Source organism: Faecalibacter sp. (genome assembly GCF_057177045.1).
In genome coordinates, this window is the sequence record NZ_CM169987.1 from 2,179,455 (window position 1) to 2,199,245 (window position 19,791).

The 19,791-nt window shown below is 29.2% G+C and carries 18 protein-coding genes; all 18 read left to right on the forward strand.

Annotation, left to right across the window (positions count from 1 at the left end; translation table 11 throughout):
* The first annotated feature begins 10 nt into the window (after positions 1–10).
* The gene (locus AC1QSP_RS10200; RefSeq protein WP_484078597.1) at positions 11–1,315 is read left to right on the forward strand and encodes a nucleotide sugar dehydrogenase; all 1,305 of its coding nucleotides are present in this window, start codon (positions 11–13) and stop codon (positions 1,313–1,315) included.
* Between the two features lie 18 nt (positions 1,316–1,333).
* Entirely contained in the window at positions 1,334–2,500 is a 1,167-nt protein-coding gene (locus AC1QSP_RS10205; RefSeq protein WP_484078598.1) for a nucleotide sugar dehydrogenase, read from the forward strand.
* Positions 2,501–2,986: 486 nt separating this feature from the next.
* Positions 2,987–4,420 (forward strand): lipopolysaccharide biosynthesis protein, encoded by a 1,434-nt coding sequence (locus AC1QSP_RS10210; protein WP_484078599.1) that lies wholly within the window; start codon positions 2,987–2,989, stop codon positions 4,418–4,420.
* Positions 4,417–5,115: a hypothetical protein gene (locus tag AC1QSP_RS10215; RefSeq protein ID WP_484078600.1), complete on the forward strand. Its 699-nt coding sequence runs from the start codon at positions 4,417–4,419 to the stop codon at positions 5,113–5,115. The genes AC1QSP_RS10210 and AC1QSP_RS10215 overlap by 4 nt, the downstream gene beginning before the upstream one ends.
* Entirely contained in the window at positions 5,100–6,479 is a 1,380-nt protein-coding gene (locus AC1QSP_RS10220) for a Coenzyme F420 hydrogenase/dehydrogenase, beta subunit C-terminal domain (protein ID WP_484078601.1), read from the forward strand. Before AC1QSP_RS10215 ends, AC1QSP_RS10220 begins: the two co-directional genes overlap by 16 nt.
* Entirely contained in the window at positions 6,476–7,552 is a 1,077-nt protein-coding gene (locus AC1QSP_RS10225; RefSeq protein ID WP_484078602.1) for a polysaccharide pyruvyl transferase family protein, read from the forward strand. Before AC1QSP_RS10220 ends, AC1QSP_RS10225 begins: the two co-directional genes overlap by 4 nt.
* A 4-nt stretch (positions 7,553–7,556) precedes the next feature.
* Complete coding sequence (locus AC1QSP_RS10230; RefSeq protein WP_484078603.1) at positions 7,557–8,531, forward strand: glycosyltransferase family 2 protein; 975 nt, start codon at positions 7,557–7,559, stop codon at positions 8,529–8,531.
* Positions 8,524–9,561: an acyltransferase family protein gene (locus tag AC1QSP_RS10235; RefSeq protein WP_484078604.1), complete on the forward strand. Its 1,038-nt coding sequence runs from the start codon at positions 8,524–8,526 to the stop codon at positions 9,559–9,561. Before AC1QSP_RS10230 ends, AC1QSP_RS10235 begins: the two co-directional genes overlap by 8 nt.
* A gap of 3 nt (positions 9,562–9,564) precedes the next feature.
* Complete coding sequence (locus tag AC1QSP_RS10240) at positions 9,565–11,421, forward strand: acyltransferase family protein (RefSeq protein WP_484078605.1); 1,857 nt, start codon at positions 9,565–9,567, stop codon at positions 11,419–11,421.
* Positions 11,418–12,494, forward strand: coding sequence for a glycosyltransferase family 4 protein (locus AC1QSP_RS10245; RefSeq protein ID WP_484078606.1), 1,077 nt, complete (start codon positions 11,418–11,420; stop codon positions 12,492–12,494). Before AC1QSP_RS10240 ends, AC1QSP_RS10245 begins: the two co-directional genes overlap by 4 nt.
* Positions 12,495–13,601 carry a glycosyltransferase family 4 protein gene (locus AC1QSP_RS10250; RefSeq protein WP_484078607.1) on the forward strand — a complete coding sequence of 369 codons (1,107 nt, stop codon included), beginning with the start codon at positions 12,495–12,497 and terminating at the stop codon, positions 13,599–13,601.
* Positions 13,602–13,773: 172 nt separating this feature from the next.
* Entirely contained in the window at positions 13,774–14,694 is a 921-nt protein-coding gene (locus AC1QSP_RS10255) for an EpsG family protein (RefSeq protein WP_484078608.1), read from the forward strand.
* Positions 14,694–15,569, forward strand: a complete 876-nt coding sequence (locus tag AC1QSP_RS10260; RefSeq protein WP_484078609.1) for a glycosyltransferase family 2 protein — start codon at positions 14,694–14,696, stop codon at positions 15,567–15,569. Before AC1QSP_RS10255 ends, AC1QSP_RS10260 begins: the two co-directional genes overlap by 1 nt.
* A complete protein-coding gene (locus AC1QSP_RS10265) occupies positions 15,566–16,141 on the forward strand; it encodes an acyltransferase (protein ID WP_484078610.1) in 576 nt (191 codons plus the stop codon). The genes AC1QSP_RS10260 and AC1QSP_RS10265 overlap by 4 nt, the downstream gene beginning before the upstream one ends.
* A complete protein-coding gene (locus tag AC1QSP_RS10270) occupies positions 16,131–17,291 on the forward strand; it encodes a glycosyltransferase family 4 protein (RefSeq protein WP_484078611.1) in 1,161 nt (386 codons plus the stop codon). The genes AC1QSP_RS10265 and AC1QSP_RS10270 overlap by 11 nt, the downstream gene beginning before the upstream one ends.
* Before the next feature lie 21 nt (positions 17,292–17,312).
* A complete protein-coding gene (locus tag AC1QSP_RS10275) occupies positions 17,313–17,951 on the forward strand; it encodes a sugar transferase (RefSeq protein ID WP_484078612.1) in 639 nt (212 codons plus the stop codon).
* Positions 17,938–18,873, forward strand: coding sequence for a DUF2334 domain-containing protein (locus tag AC1QSP_RS10280; RefSeq protein WP_484078613.1), 936 nt, complete (start codon positions 17,938–17,940; stop codon positions 18,871–18,873). Before AC1QSP_RS10275 ends, AC1QSP_RS10280 begins: the two co-directional genes overlap by 14 nt.
* The gene (locus AC1QSP_RS10285) at positions 18,870–19,754 is read left to right on the forward strand and encodes a hypothetical protein (protein WP_484078614.1); all 885 of its coding nucleotides are present in this window, start codon (positions 18,870–18,872) and stop codon (positions 19,752–19,754) included. Before AC1QSP_RS10280 ends, AC1QSP_RS10285 begins: the two co-directional genes overlap by 4 nt.
* The last annotated feature ends 37 nt before the right edge of the window (positions 19,755–19,791 follow it).

Below are 19,791 nucleotides of genomic sequence, written 5' to 3' on the forward strand. Positions count from 1 at the left end.
AGAATTAAACATGAACTCAACATATAAAATAGCAGTTATTGGTTTAGGCTATGTCGGTCTTCCTTTAGCTCGTTTATTTGCAACAAAATACCCTGTGATCGGATTTGATATCAATCAAAATCGAATTACAGAATTAAATCAGGGACAAGATCATACTTTAGAAGTTGAAGAAGAAGTCTTAAAAAGTGTACTTGTTTCTCAAAATCCATTCGCAACAGGGGAGCATGGGTTATATTGTTCGGCAAATTTGGAGGAGATAAAAGATGCCAATATATACATCGTAACCGTTCCTACGCCTGTGGATAAAAACAATCGACCAGATTTAACGCCATTGTATAAATCTTCTGAAACGGTAGGAAAAGTGCTATCTAAAGGAGATATTGTGATTTATGAATCAACAGTTTATCCCGGAGTGACGGAAGAAGAATGCATCCCAGTGTTGGAAAAGGTTTCAGGGTTAAAATTCAATGAGGATTTTTATGCAGGTTATTCACCAGAGCGAATTAATCCAGGAGATAAAGAACATACGGTTGAAAAGATTTTAAAAGTAACCTCTGGATCTACTCCAGCGATTGGACAAATCGTAGACACGTTATACCGTTCCGTAATTGTAGCAGGGACTCATCTTGCGCCCACCATTAAAGTTGCAGAAGCGGCGAAAGTGATTGAAAATTCGCAACGCGATATCAACATTGCGTTTGTGAATGAATTGGCTAAAATTTTCAACTTATTGGATATTGATACACATGCGGTATTAGCGGCAGCAGGAACCAAATGGAATTTCTTACCGTTTAAACCTGGATTAGTAGGAGGACATTGTATCGGAGTGGATCCTTATTATTTGGCGCAAAAAGCACAAGAACAAGGGTATCATCCCGAAATTATCTTGGCAGGGCGCCGTTTGAATGATTCGATGGGTCAGTATGTAGCCTCTGAAATTGTTAAAACCTTAATTAAGAAAGACATTAAGGTTAATGGTGCAAAAGTGTTAAATTTAGGGGTGACCTTTAAAGAAAACTGTCCTGATGTTCGTAATACGAAAGCGGTAGATGTAATCAAAGGGTTACACGATTATTCGCTAAATGTGACAACGTTTGATCCATGGGCTAAACCAGAAGAGGTAATGCATGAATACGGGATTACTTCTACCCAAGCTTTAAATGATTTAGAAGGTCAGAAATATGATGCGATTGTATTAACGGTAGCCCATCAAGCGTTTTTAGATTTAAATTTATCTGATTACTTGCATGAAAATGGAATCATTTATGATGTAAAAGGGATTTTACCCTTAGAACAAATCGATCGTCGATTATAAAACTTAAATCCGTTAAAAATGAAAATAACAATTGTAGGAACAGGTTATGTAGGATTATCTAACGCTATGCTATTGGCACAACATCATGAGGTGGTGGCATTAGATATTGTTCCTGAAAAAGTTGATTTATTAAATCAAAAGATTTCTCCGATCGAGGATAAAGAAATCACGGAATTTTTAACTCAAAAATCATTAAATTTTACAGCGACTTTAGATAAGAATTTGGCGTATCAAGGCGCTCAATTTATAATTATTGCGACGCCAACGGATTATGATCCTGAGACGAATTACTTTAATACCAAAAGTGTTGAAGGCGTTTTAAAGGAAGTGCAACAATATAATCCAACCGCAGTTTGTGTGATTAAATCCACAGTGCCGGTAGGGTTTACAGAGAAAATAAAAAATGAATTAGGCATCCAAAACGTGATTTTCTCTCCAGAGTTTTTACGTGAAGGAAAAGCCTTATATGATAATTTATATCCATCTCGCATTATAGTTGGAGAAATTAGCGAACGTGCGGAGCAATTTGCGCAATTGTTGAAAGAAGGGGCGATAAAAGAAGAGATTCCAGTCTTATTTACCAACTCATCAGAAGCGGAGGCTATTAAATTGTTCTCCAATACCTATTTGGCGATGCGCGTGTCTTATTTCAACGAATTGGACAGTTATGCAGAAACATTCAATTTAGATAGCCGTCAAATTATCGAAGGGGTAGGATTAGATCCTCGTATTGGAACGCATTACAACAACCCATCGTTTGGATATGGAGGGTATTGCTTACCAAAAGATACAAAACAGTTATTGGCGAATTATAACAGCGTACCCAATAACTTAATCAAAGCCATTGTAGATTCTAATCGTACCCGAAAAGATTTTATTGCGGATTCGATTATTGCGAAGAATCCTAAGAAAGTCGGAATCTACCGCTTAATTATGAAAGCGGGTTCGGATAATTTCCGTGCCTCAGCAATACAAGGAATTATGAAACGCATTAAAGCCAAAGGCATTGAAGTCATCGTCTTTGAACCGGTTTTAAAAGAAGACACTTTTTTCGGATCTCAAGTCGTTCGCGATTTAGAAGAATTTAAAAAAGTGTCGGATGTGATTATTTCTAATCGTCGTGCTGCTGAATTGGAAGATGTCGCTGAAAAGGTGTATACGCGCGATTTATACGGAGAAGATTAAATTATTTTTTTAACGATAGATTATAAAAGCTTGAATAGGAAACTGTTCAGGCTTTTTTGTTGTAAGTTCTAACTTTGCTTAACGGATAACGGTTGAGGGCGGTGAGTTATGGGTTTTGAGATCAAACGTATGGCGTAAAACGTTAACCTCCTTGTCATGCAGAGCGTTATGTGAATTAGGGACTAGGGATTGGGGTCTGGAGACTAGGGATTGGGGATTCAATCGTTTGTCTATTTTCAATCTCCATCCGTTGTTAATGTTTTTAACATTCGGCCATTCGAAAGCAAGTATCCTGCCTTTATCCTGCCTTTATCCTGCCTTTATCTTGCCTTTATCTTGGGAGTTAACTGCCTGAATCATTTTTATAAATGGACGCATTTTTCTGTAAAGAACAATAAATTGTTAATTCGGACAGAAATACCCATTTTAACTTTTCTTAAACAAAATAGTTTAATTACTTTTGAAGACTCTACAATAAAATAACACATGTCTTTAAAAGAACAAGCTGTTACTAGTGTAATATGGACAGCCATTCAACAATTTAGTACTCAACTAATTTCTTTTTTTGTCTCTATAATTCTAGCAAGATTATTAGAACCTGAAGATTTTGGGATAATTGGTCTTTTTGGTATAATTACGGGTATTGCGGTTCTACTGATGAGTAGTGGAATGACAACATCTATAATACGATCAAAAGATATTGATAATAAAGATTTATCTACCGTTTTTATATTTAATATCATTGTTTCAATACTACTATATATTCTTATATATATAGTAGCACCGTTAATTGAAGATTTTTATAAAATAGATGAATTAGCTCAAATAATTAGAATTTATTCAATAATTTTTGTAATTCAAGCCTTTGGAGCAGTTCAAAAATCCTTAATATCAAAACATCTTGAATTTAAAAAGTTATTTATTATTCAATTACCATCTTTAATTATTAGTTCAATTTGCGGAATTCTAATGGCTTATTATGGTTTTGGTGTATGGAGTTTAGTTTATATGGGAATTATTCAATATACTCTAGATACTCTTCAAATTTGGATTAAATCTAATTATATTCCTTCGTTCGAATTTGATAAAGTAAAATTTAAAAAACATTTTGGATTTGGTATTAATTTAACGCTTACAAGTATTTTAAATGTAATATTTCAGAATATATATACTATATATATAGGAAAGCAATTATCGCCTACTATTTTAGGTTTTTATAACCGAGCAGAGAGTCTTAAGAATTTACCCGTTTCAAATATTATGAATATTCTTAAACGAGTATTAGTTCCATTATTTTCTAAAATTACAGATGATATAACGCTAAAAATTTATTACAAAAAAATATTAACATCAGTTCTATTCGTGCTATCTCCTATTTTAATAATTATGTTTTTTCAAGCAGAGAATATAGTAATTGTATTGCTTACTGAGAAATGGTTATCAGCTGCACCTTATTTACAAATTTTATGTTTAAGTGGTTTATTAATGCCATTAAGTGAGTATAATTTGAATGTACTAACTGTTAAAGGGCGTACAGATTTGATATTAAAACTTGAATTCTATAAAAAAATAATTACAATCACTATTTTTATTATATCTATTAATTGGGGAATTTATGGAATTCTGATTGGACAAGTTGTAAATAGTATTTTTATATATGTACTAAACAGTTATTATACTAAAAAAATGATTAACTATTCTTTAATAGAGCAATTAAGAGATGTTCTTCCCTATATTATAATTTCATTTATATCTGCAAGTATGGTCGCTTATATTTTTAAGTTTTTCTATATTAGTTATCCTTTGAGTATTTTAATACTATTTACTACAATAACCTTAGGATTCTATTTTATTATATCTAAAATTATAGGATTATCAGCCTTAAACCATCTTATAACCATCATAAAAAAGAAAAAATGATTTGGATTGAATTATTAGGCCCATCAGGAATTGGTAAAAGTTATATCTATGATTATTTGATAAAGAAAAAACTTTTATTACCTATAGAATTATGTGGAATTTCATCATCAAATTTTATGATGAGTAATGGTATATATAGAAAATATAAAGCAAGACAATTTTATAGATCTTTAAGTAAATTTAGTCCAAAATTTTCTGATGACGATTTAAATACTCAGCAAATCTTTAAAGAAGGTTTACAATTATATTCTAATAAAGAAGAGATTAAAGAATGTATACAAGAGTATTATTCTTACAAATTTAAAGAGATAAAATTTTTAGAAACTAAACTTAAAAAAAAGGATATTTTCTTTTCTGAAGATGGAATTTTACACCTTAATTATGGTATCAAAGAATCGAATCTTGAATCAATAGTACTTCCGCAATTCATTATTTATCTTCACGCTTCTGAAGATTATGTGAATAAAAATAGATTAAAAAGAATTAGAGAGAATAAATCTAATATAACTGAAAGGCAAACTGATCAAGAACATATGTTAGATGTTTTTTCAAAAAATTATAAAATCTACACGCAAAAAATAGATATTCTTAAAAATTATTACGGTGAGAGATTATTTGAAATAAATGTAGAAGAAAATGATTTAGACGCGATTGTCTCTAAAATAGAAGAAATTTTGAAATGGATAAAAAAATAGGAATTAAAGAAGTAATTAAAGAGAATTTTTGTATAGGTTGTGGAGCTTGTGCATTTACAGATAAAGAAGCTTTTACGGTAGATTTAAATCATTTTGGGCAATATGAATCTAAAATTATTTCAGATAAATTTAATGAAGAACTTTTAAATCAAATTTGTCCTTTTTCAGATAATGCTTTAAATGAAGATGAAATCGGAAAAGATCTTTTTTCTAAGAATAGTTATGTTAACACATTAGGTTACGTATATAAAACTTATGCGGGATATGTTTCTGTGGATGATTATAGGATTAATGGTAGTTCAGGAGGTTTAGGGTCTTGGATATGTGAAGAGTTATTAAAAAATGAAATGGTAGACGCTGTTATTCATCTTATACATTCAGATTCAGATAAAACATTTTTTGAATACGGAGTTTCCAAATCTTCAGAATCAATTCAATTCAATTCAAAATCTAAATACTATCCTGTTAAACTAGATGAAATATTAGACTTTATAACTAATAATGAAGGAAGATATGCAATTGTCGGTATCCCATGTATGATTAAATCGTTGAGACTTTTATCTTATCATAATGAAATTTTAAAAGATAGAATTAAATATAGTATTGGTTTAGTTTGTGGGCATCTTAAAAGTAAAGCTTTTGCTGAAATGTTAGGTTGGCAACTAGGAGTAGCTCCTACAGATTTAAAAATGATTGATTTTAGAACAAAATTAAAAGGATATGGTTCTAATCAATATGGAGTAACAGTCACTAAAGAAGATGCTTGTGGAAAATCAGAAACTATTGTTTCTGGTCCTGTTAACGAGATGTTTGGTACTAATTGGGGATTGGGTTATTTTAAAAGTAAGGCTTGTGATTTTTGTGATGATGTAACAGCAGAAACTGCTGACATTACAATTGGTGATGCATGGTTACCTGAATATGTGAATGATTATGAGGGTACTAATATAATAATTGTTAGAAATCCTGAATTAGATAAATTAATTCAAAATGCTCGTAATAAAAAACAATTATATATAGAGGATTTATCCCACGAAAAAGTCATAGAATCTCAAAGCTCTGGAATTAGTCATAGACGTAATGGGTTAAAATATAGACTTTATCTTAACCAAAAAAATGGAAACTTAAGCCCACGAAAAAGAGTAGAGGCTTCAAGTAATTTTGATAAAAAATTTAAAAAAATTCAAGAATTGAGAATAAAGCTTAGGGATGAAAGTAATAAACAATTTCATATAGCAAAACAATCTAATGATTTAAATGTTTTTATTAATCATATGCAATTAATTAATGATGATTATGCAAAACTTTATAAGAAAAATATTCTCCAACGTATTATAAATAAAATTAAAAGAATCTTCTCATGAAAAATGTTGCAATTATTACCTTACCATTAGGTAACTATAACTACGGAGGCCTTTTACAGGCTTTTGCACTGCAAACTTTTCTTAGAAATACTTATAAAGTAGATGTAGAACATATTGATAGACATTATAATATATCTAAGATTAATTCTTATAAAACAGAATTATACAAGCTTTTTAATTATAACTATACTCAAAAAGTAAAAGAATATTATGCTCCTATGCAAGGATTTATAGATTCAAATATTCAAATATCTAAACCAATTAAATCCAATGAAACTTTTATAAATTATCTCAATAAAAGTAAGAAAGATCTTTTAATAACAGGCAGTGATCAAGTGTGGAATAAAAATTATGCTAATAATTTAAATAAAGATTTAGTTCTTAATTTTCCATACGCTGCACTTAAAATTTCATATGCAGCAAGTTTTGGATCCAATCAATTTGCCGATCAAGAACTAATACCGAAAATTTCAAATCTTAATGGGATTTCTGTTAGAGAAAACGATGCTAAAATAATGTTGAATAAAATTGGGATAGCGGCAGAACATCACATAGATCCAACCTTGTTACTTGAAGTAGACGATTATATCAATCTTTTTCAAAATAGTAAGAAAGAATTTAAAAATGGTATAACATCTTATGTTTTAGATAAAGAAGCACAAACTGATGAATACTTAAAAGAGGTTCAAAGTTTAACAGGTAAAAGACTATATAAGGTTGGAGACAAATTAAAAATTTCCAAATCTAATTATACATCAATTGAAGAAACAGTAGATACTGTAGAAGACTGGTTAAAAGCAATCTATCAAGCAGATTATGTGATTACAGATTCTTTTCACGGTTGTGTATTTTCAATTTTATTTAATAAACAATTCATTACGTTAGGTAATAAAAATAGGGGGTTAGATCGTTTTAAATCATTACTTAATTTATTTGGACTAGAAGATAGATTGATAACATCCCTTGATAACATTCCTACATTGTTAAAACCAATTGATTACCAATCAATAAACGTCAAATTAAAAGAATTAAGAAAAGAATCCCAAAACTATTTCGATAAATATATTGTTTAATAATATGAATTTTCTTGTATCAATTATTTTACCCGTTTATAATGCTGAACAATATATAGAGAGGTGTTTACAATCTATTTTAGCGCAATCTTATAGGAATATAGAAGTAGTGGTAATAGATGATGGATCTACCGATAACTCCAAGTTTCTCATAAAAAAATATTTAAAAGACAAGAGAATCGTTTGGATTCAAAAAGAAAATTCAGGTCCTTCAGAAACAAGAAATATTGGTATACAAAAAGCTACTGGTGATTATGTGTGCTTTGTTGATGCTGATGATTATTTGGATCTAAATTATGTAACTAAATTATTAAATCCTTTTTTAACGCAAGAAAATGTAGATTTAGTGATTGGTAATTATAAAGAACTTTCTACTTATAATGTAAAGGGAGCTCTTATAAACCAAATCCAACAAGTAGGATTTATTTCAACATCTTATTTTGAACCCCTTTTATTTAAGGGAACCATGGGTGTCCTTTGGGGAAAAATGTTTAAAAAAGAAATTATTCAGCTTAATGATTTACAATTACCTACGGATGTACATTATCAAGAAGATTTATGTTTTTTAGTACAATATGTTCATCAGTGTAAAGGAGTTTATGGAATTACAGATAGTGTGTATTGGTATAATCGTTTAAATGAAAATAGTATTACGTCAAAACTTTCAAGAAATTTAATAATAGAGTTTCAGAAAGTACAAGTAAAATTATTAAAATGGTATAAAGACAAACCTTTAGAAAAAATTATACATTCTCGTAATCAAGAATTTTATTCCAATTACATAATTAATATACCAACAAATATTTCGTTCAAAGAATATTTAATTGAGATAAAAAATATAGACTATATATTGTATATACAATCGACAAACCAACTATCTGTAAAACCATATTTCTTTTTCTTGAAAAAGAAGATGTTTTTTACGGCTTTTTATTATAAAAAATTTCTTGCTCTTATAAAATCTTTCGTTCATGGATAAATCCCTAAGTATAAAATTAAAATTCTTCTCGTTTTGGTTAATGATTGGAGTTGTGTTAGCCCACGCAGAAAATATAAGTGATAAATTTACAACTGTTGATATTCTTGAAAATTTAATTTCTAAGCAATTAATAGGGATAATCATTCCTATATATCTTATGATTTCAGGTTTTCTATTCTTTAGAAATGTGTACCAAGAAATACCCTATTTATCTAAAATTAAAAAGAGAGTAAAAACTTTATTAATCCCTTATATCATTTGGAGTATAGGAATTTTCGGTCTAGTATTTATATTTCAACAACTTCCTTTAATAAGAAATTTGTATCCGAATAAATTTATAGATCTAAGTTTTATAGAAAATTTTAAAAATGCATTAATCTATCCTTATAATTATCCATTTTGGTTTATAAGAGAACTTTTACTTTTCGTATGTCTTACACCATTTATCAAGTTGTTAATTGACAAGCTGGGAATACTTATTATACTTTTTTTGTTTGTATTAGGGTTGTTTATAGATAATGTATTTCATTTAGGTATTAAGATTATTCAGATATATCCTCTTTTCTATTTTACTGTTGGATGCTATTTAGGAATAAAAAAAATAGATATAAAGTTTAATAGAAACTATACCATATTATTTGGAATTTGTTATTTAGTAATTTGTGTTTTATTCGCAAATGGTAATTTAGATTTGTGCTTAGAAAAACAATCGTTAATCTTTAAGTTGTTAGATAATTTTAAAAATATTGCAGGATGTATTTTTGTATGGGGATTATATGATTGGATTAATGGAGAGAAATTCCCAAAAATCCACTCTTACTATAAATATAGTTTTTTCATATTTGCTTTACATGGAATTCCAATGACAATGATTTCTAAAGCAACCCAAATATTTGTCTCTAACGATTTTATAAGATTAATAATATACTTTATTTCTTGGATAATTGTAATTATAACTTCTATTACAATTGGGAAATTAGTAGATAAAAAAACTCCCAAATTGTATAACATTTTAGTTGGTAATAGGTAATTCATGCAATTCAGAACAGATATAAGTTTTTTACGTGCCATTTCAGTTTTAATGGTTATGTTTTTTCATTTTCAAATCTCGGGCTTCTCTGGAGGCTTTATTGGAGTAGATATTTTCTTTGTCATCTCAGGTTTTTTGATGACACTTATAACGTTGAATGCTTTTGAAAAAGATAAGTTTTCGCTTAAGGAATTTTATATTAAAAGAGCTAAAAGAATAATACCAGCATTACAAATAATGTTATTGTTTGTATTATTAATTTCAATTTTATTCTTTTTTAAAGCCGATTTAAAACTAAATGCTAAATATGTATTTTTTTCAAATTTCTTTGGATCAAATATTTATTATTGGAAATATTTAAACTATTTTTCATCTGATGATAACATTCTTTTACATACATGGTCATTAGGAGTTGAGTGGCAATTTTATTTAATTTATCCACTGATTTTATTAGGACTTAGAAAAATATTTTTAGCGAAAGAATCTAAATTTTGGATGATACTTATTATTATTATGTTATCCTCACTCTTATTAATGTTAGGTGTATATAAGATGGAAAATAATTTTGCTTTTTATATGTTACCTACTCGTTTTTGGGAATTAAGTATTGGTGGTTTAGCTTACGGTTTTGGTAGAAAATATACAATTGAAAATAATATAAAAAATTATATAGTTTTAATATCTGTTCTTATAATTGGAATAAGTGTTTATTTTATTTCTGACAGTAATATTTGGCCATCTTTTTTAACAATTATACCTGTCTTAGCTACTACAGCTATATTAATTGTAAATAATAATAATCCAATTTTTGATAATAAAATCATTACAGTATTAGGTAATTTATCCTATTCAATTTATTTATGGCACTGGCCATGGTTTATCCTATTTAAATATTTTGGATTGATAAGTCCTGTATATATAACGGTTCTTATTGTCCTGTCGTTTTTATCTGCTTGGTTATCTTATAAATTTATAGAAAATAATAAATTTTTTAGTAAAGGAAAAGTATTAAGTTGTAATTTGATTTTATTGGCTTTGTTATCTGGTTTAATATATATAAAGGTTGATGTTTTTAATCGATTCTCTATTTACCAAAATGATAATTTTCAAATTGCAAATTTTTCTGAAGAATATAAAAATAATTATCGATCAAACCAATTTAATCCATGTGGATGCTATGTAAGTGATAATGATAATCTATATAATTATAATTCTGAGAAGTGTCTGATTGTAAGTCAGACAAAAAAAAATATATTATTAGTAGGCGATAGCCATATGGCTCAATTTTCCTCCGCTTTTAGAAAATATACACAGTATAATTGGTTAGAGATAAGCTTGGGATATGTATTACCAATTCTGGAATCTAATGGTATTAAAGAAAGAAAAGTATTTCAAGATTCCATCCTAAATCAATATATTTTCGCCCCTGAAAAAAAGGTTGATTTAGTAATTATTTCTGTGCATTGGTTAATGCGTCATAATTCTAATATTAATTTATCCGAAGAGGAAGTTATAAGAGGCGTAAAAAATTTAGTAAACAAATTAGATAGTTATAAGGTAAATTACTTAATTCTCGGACAAAGTGAAGCGTATACTTTACCTTATCCTAAAATTCTGATGTTAAATCAATTTGGGCGAGAAGATTCCGAATTTATAAAAGAAGAAACAAGAGAATTAAATAATAAATTAAAAAGAATCATATCAAAAGATCGATACATAGATATATATGATCATAAGAATATTGAGAAATTCAATAATCGAAAACAATTGCCTTATATGTTTGATAGTAATCATTTTACTCATTATGGAGCATCTCAAGTAATAGAATTATTAGTGTATCCAAAAATAAAATCTTTATGAAGCTTTTATACATTACCAATGGTATTAATGGGGCGGGGGGATTAGAACGTGTTCTCTCTATTAAAGCATCCTATTTTGCAGAAAAGTTAGGATATAAGGTAACAATTCTATCGCTAAACGATGCACATCTTAACTCATTTTATAATTTCAGTGATCAAATCAAAATGGTTTCTATTCCTGTAGGCGGAAATCCTATTCAATATATTTCAGCTTACAAAAAAGGAATTCAGCAAGTAGTAGATCAAATTAATCCTGATATTGTTTTGGTTTGTGATGATGGATTAAAAGCTTTCTTTATTCCTCATTTTCTAAAGACGGACGCAAAATTAATTTATGAACGTCACGTATCTAAATTGATAGAATGGAAGGATTATTATTCATTTACAAAAAAAATTACCATAAAAGTAAAATGGGGTTTAATGGAAATGTTAGCGAAGAAGTTTTCTTATTTTGTAGTTCTTACAGAAGGTAATAAAAAGGAATGGACTTCTTTAAAAAATATGGAAGTAATTTCAAATCCATTATCTTTTAATCCTGAAATTTCATCAAATCTAAGAAATAAAATAGTGATTTGTGTTGGTAAAATTTCTTACCAAAAAGGACAAGACTTATTGGTGAAAGCATGGGAAAAAGTACACGAAATTTATCCTGATTGGCAGTTACATTTATATGGAAAAGAGAATTTATCGATTTTAGATACGAATAATTTATCTAATAATATTCAATATTTTCCTCCTGCAAAAGATATAGAAGATAAGTATTTAGAAAGTTCTATTTATGTGATGTCTTCAAGATTTGAAGGTTTTGGTATGGTATTAACAGAAGCCATGTCTTGCGGTGTGCCTTGTATTTCTTTTGATTGTGATTATGGACCATCTGATATCATCAAGAATAATGAAGATGGTTTTATTATTAACAATGGTAATATCAAAGAATTGTCTGATAAATTAATTCAATTAATAGAAAATGGAGATCTAAGAACTGAATTTGGAAGTAAATCAAAAGTTAATGTTCAAAGGTTTGCTATAGGTAATATTGCTCAACAATGGCAAAAATTATTTAAATCATTGTAAATGAAAATAGTATTCAATACCGATCAGATTTATTTACATGGTGGAATAGAAAAGGTCATGGCCACCAAAGTGAATTACTGGGCAAAACTTCCCTATGTAGAAATATATATTGTAACGACGGAGCAACAAGGTAAAAAGCCTTGTTATGCTTTAGACGAACGTGTACAATGCATTGATTTGAATATTAATTATAATCGAAGCAAATCCTACTTTTCAGTAGAGAATGTAAAAAAAGCTTATTTACATTATAAAAAACAAAAAGCGCTTTTTAAAAAATTAAAGCCAGATGTGATTATTTCACCCAATTTTAATTTTGATCATTATTGGTTGCCTTTTATTAAGGGTAATTCGAAACTTATAAAAGAACGTCATGGTTCAAGATATTTGGAGCCAGAGCACCGAAAAAAGGCTTCATTTTTAGAACTTGTTAAATATAAAATAACAGACTGGATTGAATCAAAATACAATTATATTGTGGTTCTAAATGCTGATGAGGCGAAATATGTGCGTACAGGGAATGCCATCGTAATTCCAAATCCGATTGATCCCACTGATTTAAAAGCGCATTTGAAAAATAAACAAGTGATGGCAGCAGGACGAATTGCGCCTGTCAAGGGATTTGATCAGTTGATTGAAGCCTGGAAAGTTGTTCATCAATATGCTCCAGCCTGGCAATTGCATATCTATGGGGACAATTACGGTTCAACACGTGAAGAGTTAGAGGAATTAATCTTGAATTATCAATTACAAGAAGTCATATGTTTTAAAGGGGTGGTAAATAACATTCCAGCAATTATGACGGAGTATAATCTCTATGCCTTAACTTCTGTAACCGAATGTTTTCCTACAGTTTTATTAGAAGCATTAAATGTAGGATTACCCATTGTATCTTATGATTGTCCTCATGGACCTCGACATATCGTAACAAACGGTGAAGATGGAGTTTTAGCAAAGAATCAAGATGCGAAAGAGTTCGCCCGTCATATCATTGATTTAATTCAAAATCCATCCAAAATCCAACGGATGAGCACCAATGCAAAACAAAATAGTGTTCGTTTTTCAACCGTATCCATCATGCAACAATGGAATAACCTTTTAAATTTGTAACATGTTTGACTTAATCCCCATCGAAAGTTATACAGATGTGTATTATTATGTGCTTTTATTTATAATTATAATAGCATCAATATATTTGTTTAAGTACAATTTATCAGATAGGTCTAATACTATTACAATACAAATTCTTTCGGTATTTTTATTTGGATTAGCAATATATTATATGGGCACACGCCAAATCAGTGGTCGATATTATGGCGATATGGCAACGTATAATCGTACATTTTTAAAAATTCAAGAAGAAGGGCAAAATGCTATTCCTAAAAAAGACTATTTCTTTTATTATTTTATGTACCTCTGTACATTAATAATGTCAAATAATTTTTTTTTTGCAGTATGTAGCTTTTTATATTTTTTACCTATCTATATTGTTTCAAAAGTTAATTTTAAAAAAGGAGCATTTTACGCTATATTACTTTTAATAGGCTCTTTTTCTTATTGGGCGTATGGAACCAATGGGATTCGAAATGGATTAGCCACGTCCTGTTTTTTGTTAGTATTTGCGACCAATAAAAAATGGATACAAGGGGTAATTATTTTTCTATCCATTCAACTGCATAGTTCCATGATTATTCCAACTGCAGCTTTTTTAGTAGCTTATTTTTACCGTAATCCTAAACATATTATTTATGGTTGGTTGGCGTGTATCCCTATTTCTTTAGTTGCTGGTAATTCTATTCAAGGATTATTTTCGGGATTAATGGAAGATGACCGTACCTCCTATTTAACGGCGGGTAATGTAAATAACGACCAATTTAGCTCCACAGGATTTCGTTGGGATTTTGTATTGTATAGTGGATCGGCAGTTTTTGCTGGTTGGTATTATATTTTTAAAAAGAAATTTGAAGATCAACGGTATAATTTAGTATATGGAACTTATGTAATCGCCAATTCCTTTTGGATTTTAGTGATTAAAGCCAATTTCTCGAATCGTTTTGCTTACCTTTCATGGTTTATGATGGCTTTGGTTATCGTGTATCCCTTACTTAAAAACTATATCTTTAAAAATCATGAAAGAAATTTAATTTATATTATGATCGCATATTATGGATTTACTTTTCTTATGAATGTAATAATATATTAATGAATTACCTTACAGTTTTTACACCGACTTATAATCGTGCCTATTTATTGCCTCGTTTATATCAAAGCTTATGTAATCAAACCAATAAAAATTTTATTTGGTTAGTCATAGATGATGGATCAACGGATAATACAAAAGAATTAATTGAACAATGGAAATCTGAAGATAAAATAACAATTCAATACCATTGGAAAAAAAATGGGGGAATGCATACGGGGCATAATTTAGCCTATTCTTTAATAGATACAGAACTTAACGTATGCATTGATTCTGATGATATGATGCCAGATAATGCGGTAGATTTAATTTTAAATTTTTGGAATGAAAATAAAGATGAAAAATATGCTGGTTTATTAGGATTAGATATTTATCAAAATGGAAGTATTGTTTCTAATAGAAAGTTCCCCGATCAGAAGTCTGGTAAGTATTATCAATTAAAAGGAAAATTTGGATTAGTTGGTGATATAAAATTTGTTTACAGAACTGATGTAATAAAAAAATATCCACCTTATCCTGTGTTTGAAGAAGAAAGACTTACACCTTTAGGTTATAAATATTTATTAATAGATCAAGATTATGATATGTTGTTTTTAAATGAACCTTTATGTATAGTAGAATATATGGCGGATGGATCTACCAATAATATAATAAAACAATATTTTAAAAATCCTCGTGGTTTCATTTATGAAAGAAACGTCAGAATGAAACTAGCCTATACGTTTAAAGAAAGATTTATGAATGCAATACATTATGTTTCTTCTTGTATTATCATTAATGAAAAAAATATTATCTCGAACAGTTCTAATAAAATACTAACCATTCTGGCAATTCCTTTTGGGATAGTTTTGAATAAATATCTTAAATCAAAATTATGAGCGGAAGAGATAAGTTTAAAAGAATAAAACCTATTATTAAAATTTTGGTTTTGCTTTTTAGTTTCTTTGGAAAAAATATTAATAGTTTACTCTTTTCTATTTTTAGGAATTTCCCTACTAAGTTAGGGATATTGATTAGATATATATTGTTAAAAAACTTAGCTAAAAAAGTAGGAGATAATGTAGCTATACAACAAAATGTTTTTTTATTTAACCCTCAAAACATAGAGATTGGAGATAATGTTTCGATTCATCCGATGTGTTATATAGAAGGTGCTGGAAATATTAAAATAGGTAACAATGTTTCAATTGCTCATGCCACAACATTAATTTCAACAAATCATACTTGGGAGAATTTTGATTTACCTATTAAATACAATAAAGAAACTTTTGGAGAAATTATTCTTGAAGATGATATTTGGATAGGGTGTGGTGTAAGAATACTTTCAGGTGTACATTTAAAATCTAGATCTGTTGTTGCTGCTGGAGCTGTAGTAAATAAATCGTTTAACTCTAATTCTTTAATTGGAGGGATACCTGCTAAATTAATCAAAAGAATTAATGAAAACTAAATTAATACGTGTTACAACCGTTCCTATATCTCTTAGAATTTTGCTAAAAGGACAGCATCAATTTATGTCTAAAAATGGTTTTGAGGTTATTGGAGTTTCATCTGCTGGATCTGAATTAGATGAGGTTAAAGAAACGGAAGGAATTCGTGTGGTACCCATTGAAATGTCCCGAAAAATTACGCCAATAGCGGATTTAAAATCATTATGGCAAACCTATAGATTCTTCAGAAATGAAAAACCTCTGATTGTACATACACATACACCCAAAGCAGGAATTGTCGGAATGCTGGCGGCTAAATTAGCTGGTGTACCGATTCGATTACATACAGTAGCAGGGATGCCATTGATGGAAACTAAAGGAGTTAAAAAATCTATATTAATATTTGTTGAGAAATTTACCTATTTATCAGCAACAAGAATTTATCCTAATTCTAATATATTATATGATTTTATTTTAAAGAATCAATTTTGTTCTGAAGAGAAATTACATGTGATAGCCAATGGATCTTCCAACGGTATCGATACCTCTTATTTTTCTAAGGATATAATTTCAGTTGATGTACAAGAAAAACGAAAGAAAGCTTTGGGAATTTCTTCTAACGATTTTGTTTTCATCTTTGTGGGCCGTCTAGTTGGAGATAAAGGCATCAATGAATTGGTTTCCGCTTTCTCAAAACTCACAAATCCTAATGCTAAACTCTTACTGGTAGGATCTTTAGAAACGAACTTGGATCCTTTACATCTCGAAACACTTCAAGAAATTGAGTCAAATCCACGTATCATCTCCGTAGGATTTCAGAAGGATGTGCGACCTTATTTTGCCATCGCTAATGCCTTAGTCTTTCCAAGTTATCGCGAAGGGTTTCCGAATGTTGTGATGCAAGCAGGAGCAATGGGATTGCCAAGTATTGTTTCGGATATCAATGGTTGCAATGAAATCATTGTAGAGGGCCAAAATGGAAGCATTATTCCTGTGAAAAATACGAAAGCCATTTTAGAGGCCATGCAAAGAATGATGGATGATGAACTTTATTATACGACTTTAAAATCCAATGCTCGCCCAATGATACAATCCCGTTACGAACAATCGGTAGTCTGGAAGGCGTTGTTGGAAGAGTATAATTTATTAATTAGCAAATTAGCAAATTAGCAAATTCACTAATTTTATACCATGTACAAAAATTACATCAAACGCTTGTTTGACTTTACCATAGCATTAATCGGAATAATAATCTTATCGCCAATATTCATCATCGTGACCATAGGATTATATTTTGCGAATCAAGGTAAACCATTTTTTTTACAAGCGCGTCCCGGATTAAACGAAAAGATATTCCATATCATCAAGTTTAAAACGATGAACGATAAAACCGATGCGCAAGGAAATTTGTTGTCGGATGCCGAGCGTTTAACACCTATTGGCGCCTTTGTGCGTAAAACGTCTTTGGATGAAATTCCACAATTGATTAATGTTTTAAAAGGAGAGATGTCGATTATAGGTCCTCGTCCGTTATTGCCTCAGTATTTAAATTATTATAATAATTCAGAAAAGTTAAGGCACAACGTACGTCCAGGAATTACAGGTTTAACAGGTGTTCAAGGACGAAACAATTTATCATGGTTTGATAAAATGAATTATGATATTATCTATGTAAAACAAATAAGTTTTTTAATGGATATAAAAATTTTCTTTTTAACGATTAAAAAGGTCATTATACGTGATGGAGTCTCTAAAGATGGTCATGTAACAACTGATAGTTTTATAGATTATTGTGCAACAAATCAAGAACGTATTTATGAATCCAAATAATTGGTTAAAAGAAGGGAAAAAAGCTGCAATTTGCTTTACAATAGATGATCTTCATCCAGCCCAAAAAATAATACATGGTTATGATGCTGGAGGCGATTTAGATACGGGAGTCTTCAGATATTTGAATTGGTTATTTGATCGACACCCGCAATTAAAAGTGACCTTTTTTACTACTGCTGATTGGAGAGAAAAATCACCAATACCAACTCGAAAATTACTTTCTAAGATTCCTTGGTTAAGAGATCAATTTTATTTGGCATCAATTCAAAAGAAAGGGACATTCAGATTAGATAAATTTCCAGAATTTGTGAAGTTTTATAATCAACATCCTAATATTGAAATAGGTTTGCATGGTTTACACCATATTCATAAAGGATTAAACATTCCTGTTGAATTTCAAGATGAATCTGTAGTTAAAATTGATCTTATATTAAAAGAGATGATTTCAATTTTTGAAAATTCAAATTTAAAATATGTAAAAGGTTTTACTCCACCAGCTTGGAATGCTTCGGATAATTTGCAAAATGCTTTAATTAATAATGGTATAGAATTCTTAGCATCTGCTCGGGATTTGAATACTCCAATTAGCATAGATGCTAAAAATTCAATGAGTGGATTACGTAATGTTTCAATTGTATATCCTGAATGGATACAAAATAATAAGTTATTACATTTTCCCACAAATTTTCAAGTTACCTCTAAATATGAAAGAGCAAAAGAAATAGTCGAAATAGGAGGATTATTATCGATTAAAGGACATATCATTGAAGAGTTACACGGTTTTAAAACAATTGATGCCATTAATAAATCGTATATGGAAAAGTTAGATAAAGTTTTTTGTCAATTAGAAGACATATATGGAGATGATTTATGGTTCACTTCGATGAATGAAATTACACAAAATTTAAAAACTACTAAATGAATTGGAAACTAAATCCTGAAGGAATAAAAGAACAATATTTGAATTGTTTGAATGAATGTTTTGGGCATTGGGGGGATTCTCAATTATATGAATGGGTTTTTTATAGAGAATGTGGTTTAGTAAAACCTGATTTATTTCTATTAAATACATCAGATGATGATTTAATGGCTGGATCTGCTTTAACGTATAGAAAATTAGCGATACCAGGAAGTGATCCGATATCTACGGGTATTATGACAGGTTCATGGACGCTTCCAAATGCTAGAGGGAAAGGGTGTTTTACTGAAATTATTTCTTATTCAAAAAAATTAGTCTTAAATCATAAATACAATTTTCTTACAGCTTATGTTACAGAACAAAATGCTAGTTTTAGAAGGTTAAGAGATTTTGGATCATTATTGATTCCAACTTATTATATCATAGTTGATAATGATTTACTATTGATTAATCATAAAACCATCAAAGAAATAGATATTAATGCTGATTCAATAAGAAAGTGTTTTCAACTACGAGAACAAAATTTAAAAAATGTGATTCATTATGATTATAATTTATGTGAATTTGAATCACAATTTATAAAACGTTCAGGAACAAAAGTTCGTATTTTTAAAATTGATAATGAGTATTTAATTACTGAAGAAAATAATCACACGGTTAGAATTTTATGGTCTTCTTCATATAGTGTAGTTATGATTCAAGTATTATTGAATTGGGCTAAACTATATAATAAAAATGTATTTTTTATGTCTACGGATTCTACTTGGAAAGAAAATAAAGACGTAAAAATAATTCCAGGATATTTCACAGTCATAAATTCCTCATTAAGAGAAATTGATATTGATTGGAACAATATTAATATTCAATACGGGGATAAAATGTAATCTAAATGAGGTCTATTGATGATTTCCGAGAAGGCAT

What these genes read in the sequence shown, in the direction of transcription:
- AC1QSP_RS10210 (WP_484078599.1), top strand. Translation starts at nt 2,987, where the DNA reads ATGTCTTTAAAAGAACAAGCTGTTACTAGTGTAATATGGACAGCCATT.
- AC1QSP_RS10225 (WP_484078602.1), top strand. Translation starts at nt 6,476, where the DNA reads ATGAAAAATGTTGCAATTATTACCTTACCATTAGGTAACTATAACTAC.
- AC1QSP_RS10240 (WP_484078605.1), top strand. Translation starts at nt 9,565, where the DNA reads ATGCAATTCAGAACAGATATAAGTTTTTTACGTGCCATTTCAGTTTTA.
- AC1QSP_RS10230 (WP_484078603.1), top strand. Translation starts at nt 7,557, where the DNA reads ATGAATTTTCTTGTATCAATTATTTTACCCGTTTATAATGCTGAACAA.
- AC1QSP_RS10280 (WP_484078613.1), top strand. Translation starts at nt 17,938, where the DNA reads ATGAATCCAAATAATTGGTTAAAAGAAGGGAAAAAAGCTGCAATTTGC.
- AC1QSP_RS10255 (WP_484078608.1), top strand. Translation starts at nt 13,774, where the DNA reads ATGGGCACACGCCAAATCAGTGGTCGATATTATGGCGATATGGCAACG.
- AC1QSP_RS10245 (WP_484078606.1), top strand. Translation starts at nt 11,418, where the DNA reads ATGAAGCTTTTATACATTACCAATGGTATTAATGGGGCGGGGGGATTA.
- AC1QSP_RS10275 (WP_484078612.1), top strand. Translation starts at nt 17,313, where the DNA reads ATGTACAAAAATTACATCAAACGCTTGTTTGACTTTACCATAGCATTA.
- AC1QSP_RS10220 (WP_484078601.1), top strand. Translation starts at nt 5,100, where the DNA reads ATGGATAAAAAAATAGGAATTAAAGAAGTAATTAAAGAGAATTTTTGT.
- AC1QSP_RS10285 (WP_484078614.1), top strand. Translation starts at nt 18,870, where the DNA reads ATGAATTGGAAACTAAATCCTGAAGGAATAAAAGAACAATATTTGAAT.
- AC1QSP_RS10215 (WP_484078600.1), top strand. Translation starts at nt 4,417, where the DNA reads ATGATTTGGATTGAATTATTAGGCCCATCAGGAATTGGTAAAAGTTAT.
- AC1QSP_RS10270 (WP_484078611.1), top strand. Translation starts at nt 16,131, where the DNA reads ATGAAAACTAAATTAATACGTGTTACAACCGTTCCTATATCTCTTAGA.
- AC1QSP_RS10205 (WP_484078598.1), top strand. Translation starts at nt 1,334, where the DNA reads ATGAAAATAACAATTGTAGGAACAGGTTATGTAGGATTATCTAACGCT.
- AC1QSP_RS10200 (WP_484078597.1), top strand. Translation starts at nt 11, where the DNA reads ATGAACTCAACATATAAAATAGCAGTTATTGGTTTAGGCTATGTCGGT.
- AC1QSP_RS10235 (WP_484078604.1), top strand. Translation starts at nt 8,524, where the DNA reads ATGGATAAATCCCTAAGTATAAAATTAAAATTCTTCTCGTTTTGGTTA.
- AC1QSP_RS10260 (WP_484078609.1), top strand. Translation starts at nt 14,694, where the DNA reads ATGAATTACCTTACAGTTTTTACACCGACTTATAATCGTGCCTATTTA.
- AC1QSP_RS10265 (WP_484078610.1), top strand. Translation starts at nt 15,566, where the DNA reads ATGAGCGGAAGAGATAAGTTTAAAAGAATAAAACCTATTATTAAAATT.
- AC1QSP_RS10250 (WP_484078607.1), top strand. Translation starts at nt 12,495, where the DNA reads ATGAAAATAGTATTCAATACCGATCAGATTTATTTACATGGTGGAATA.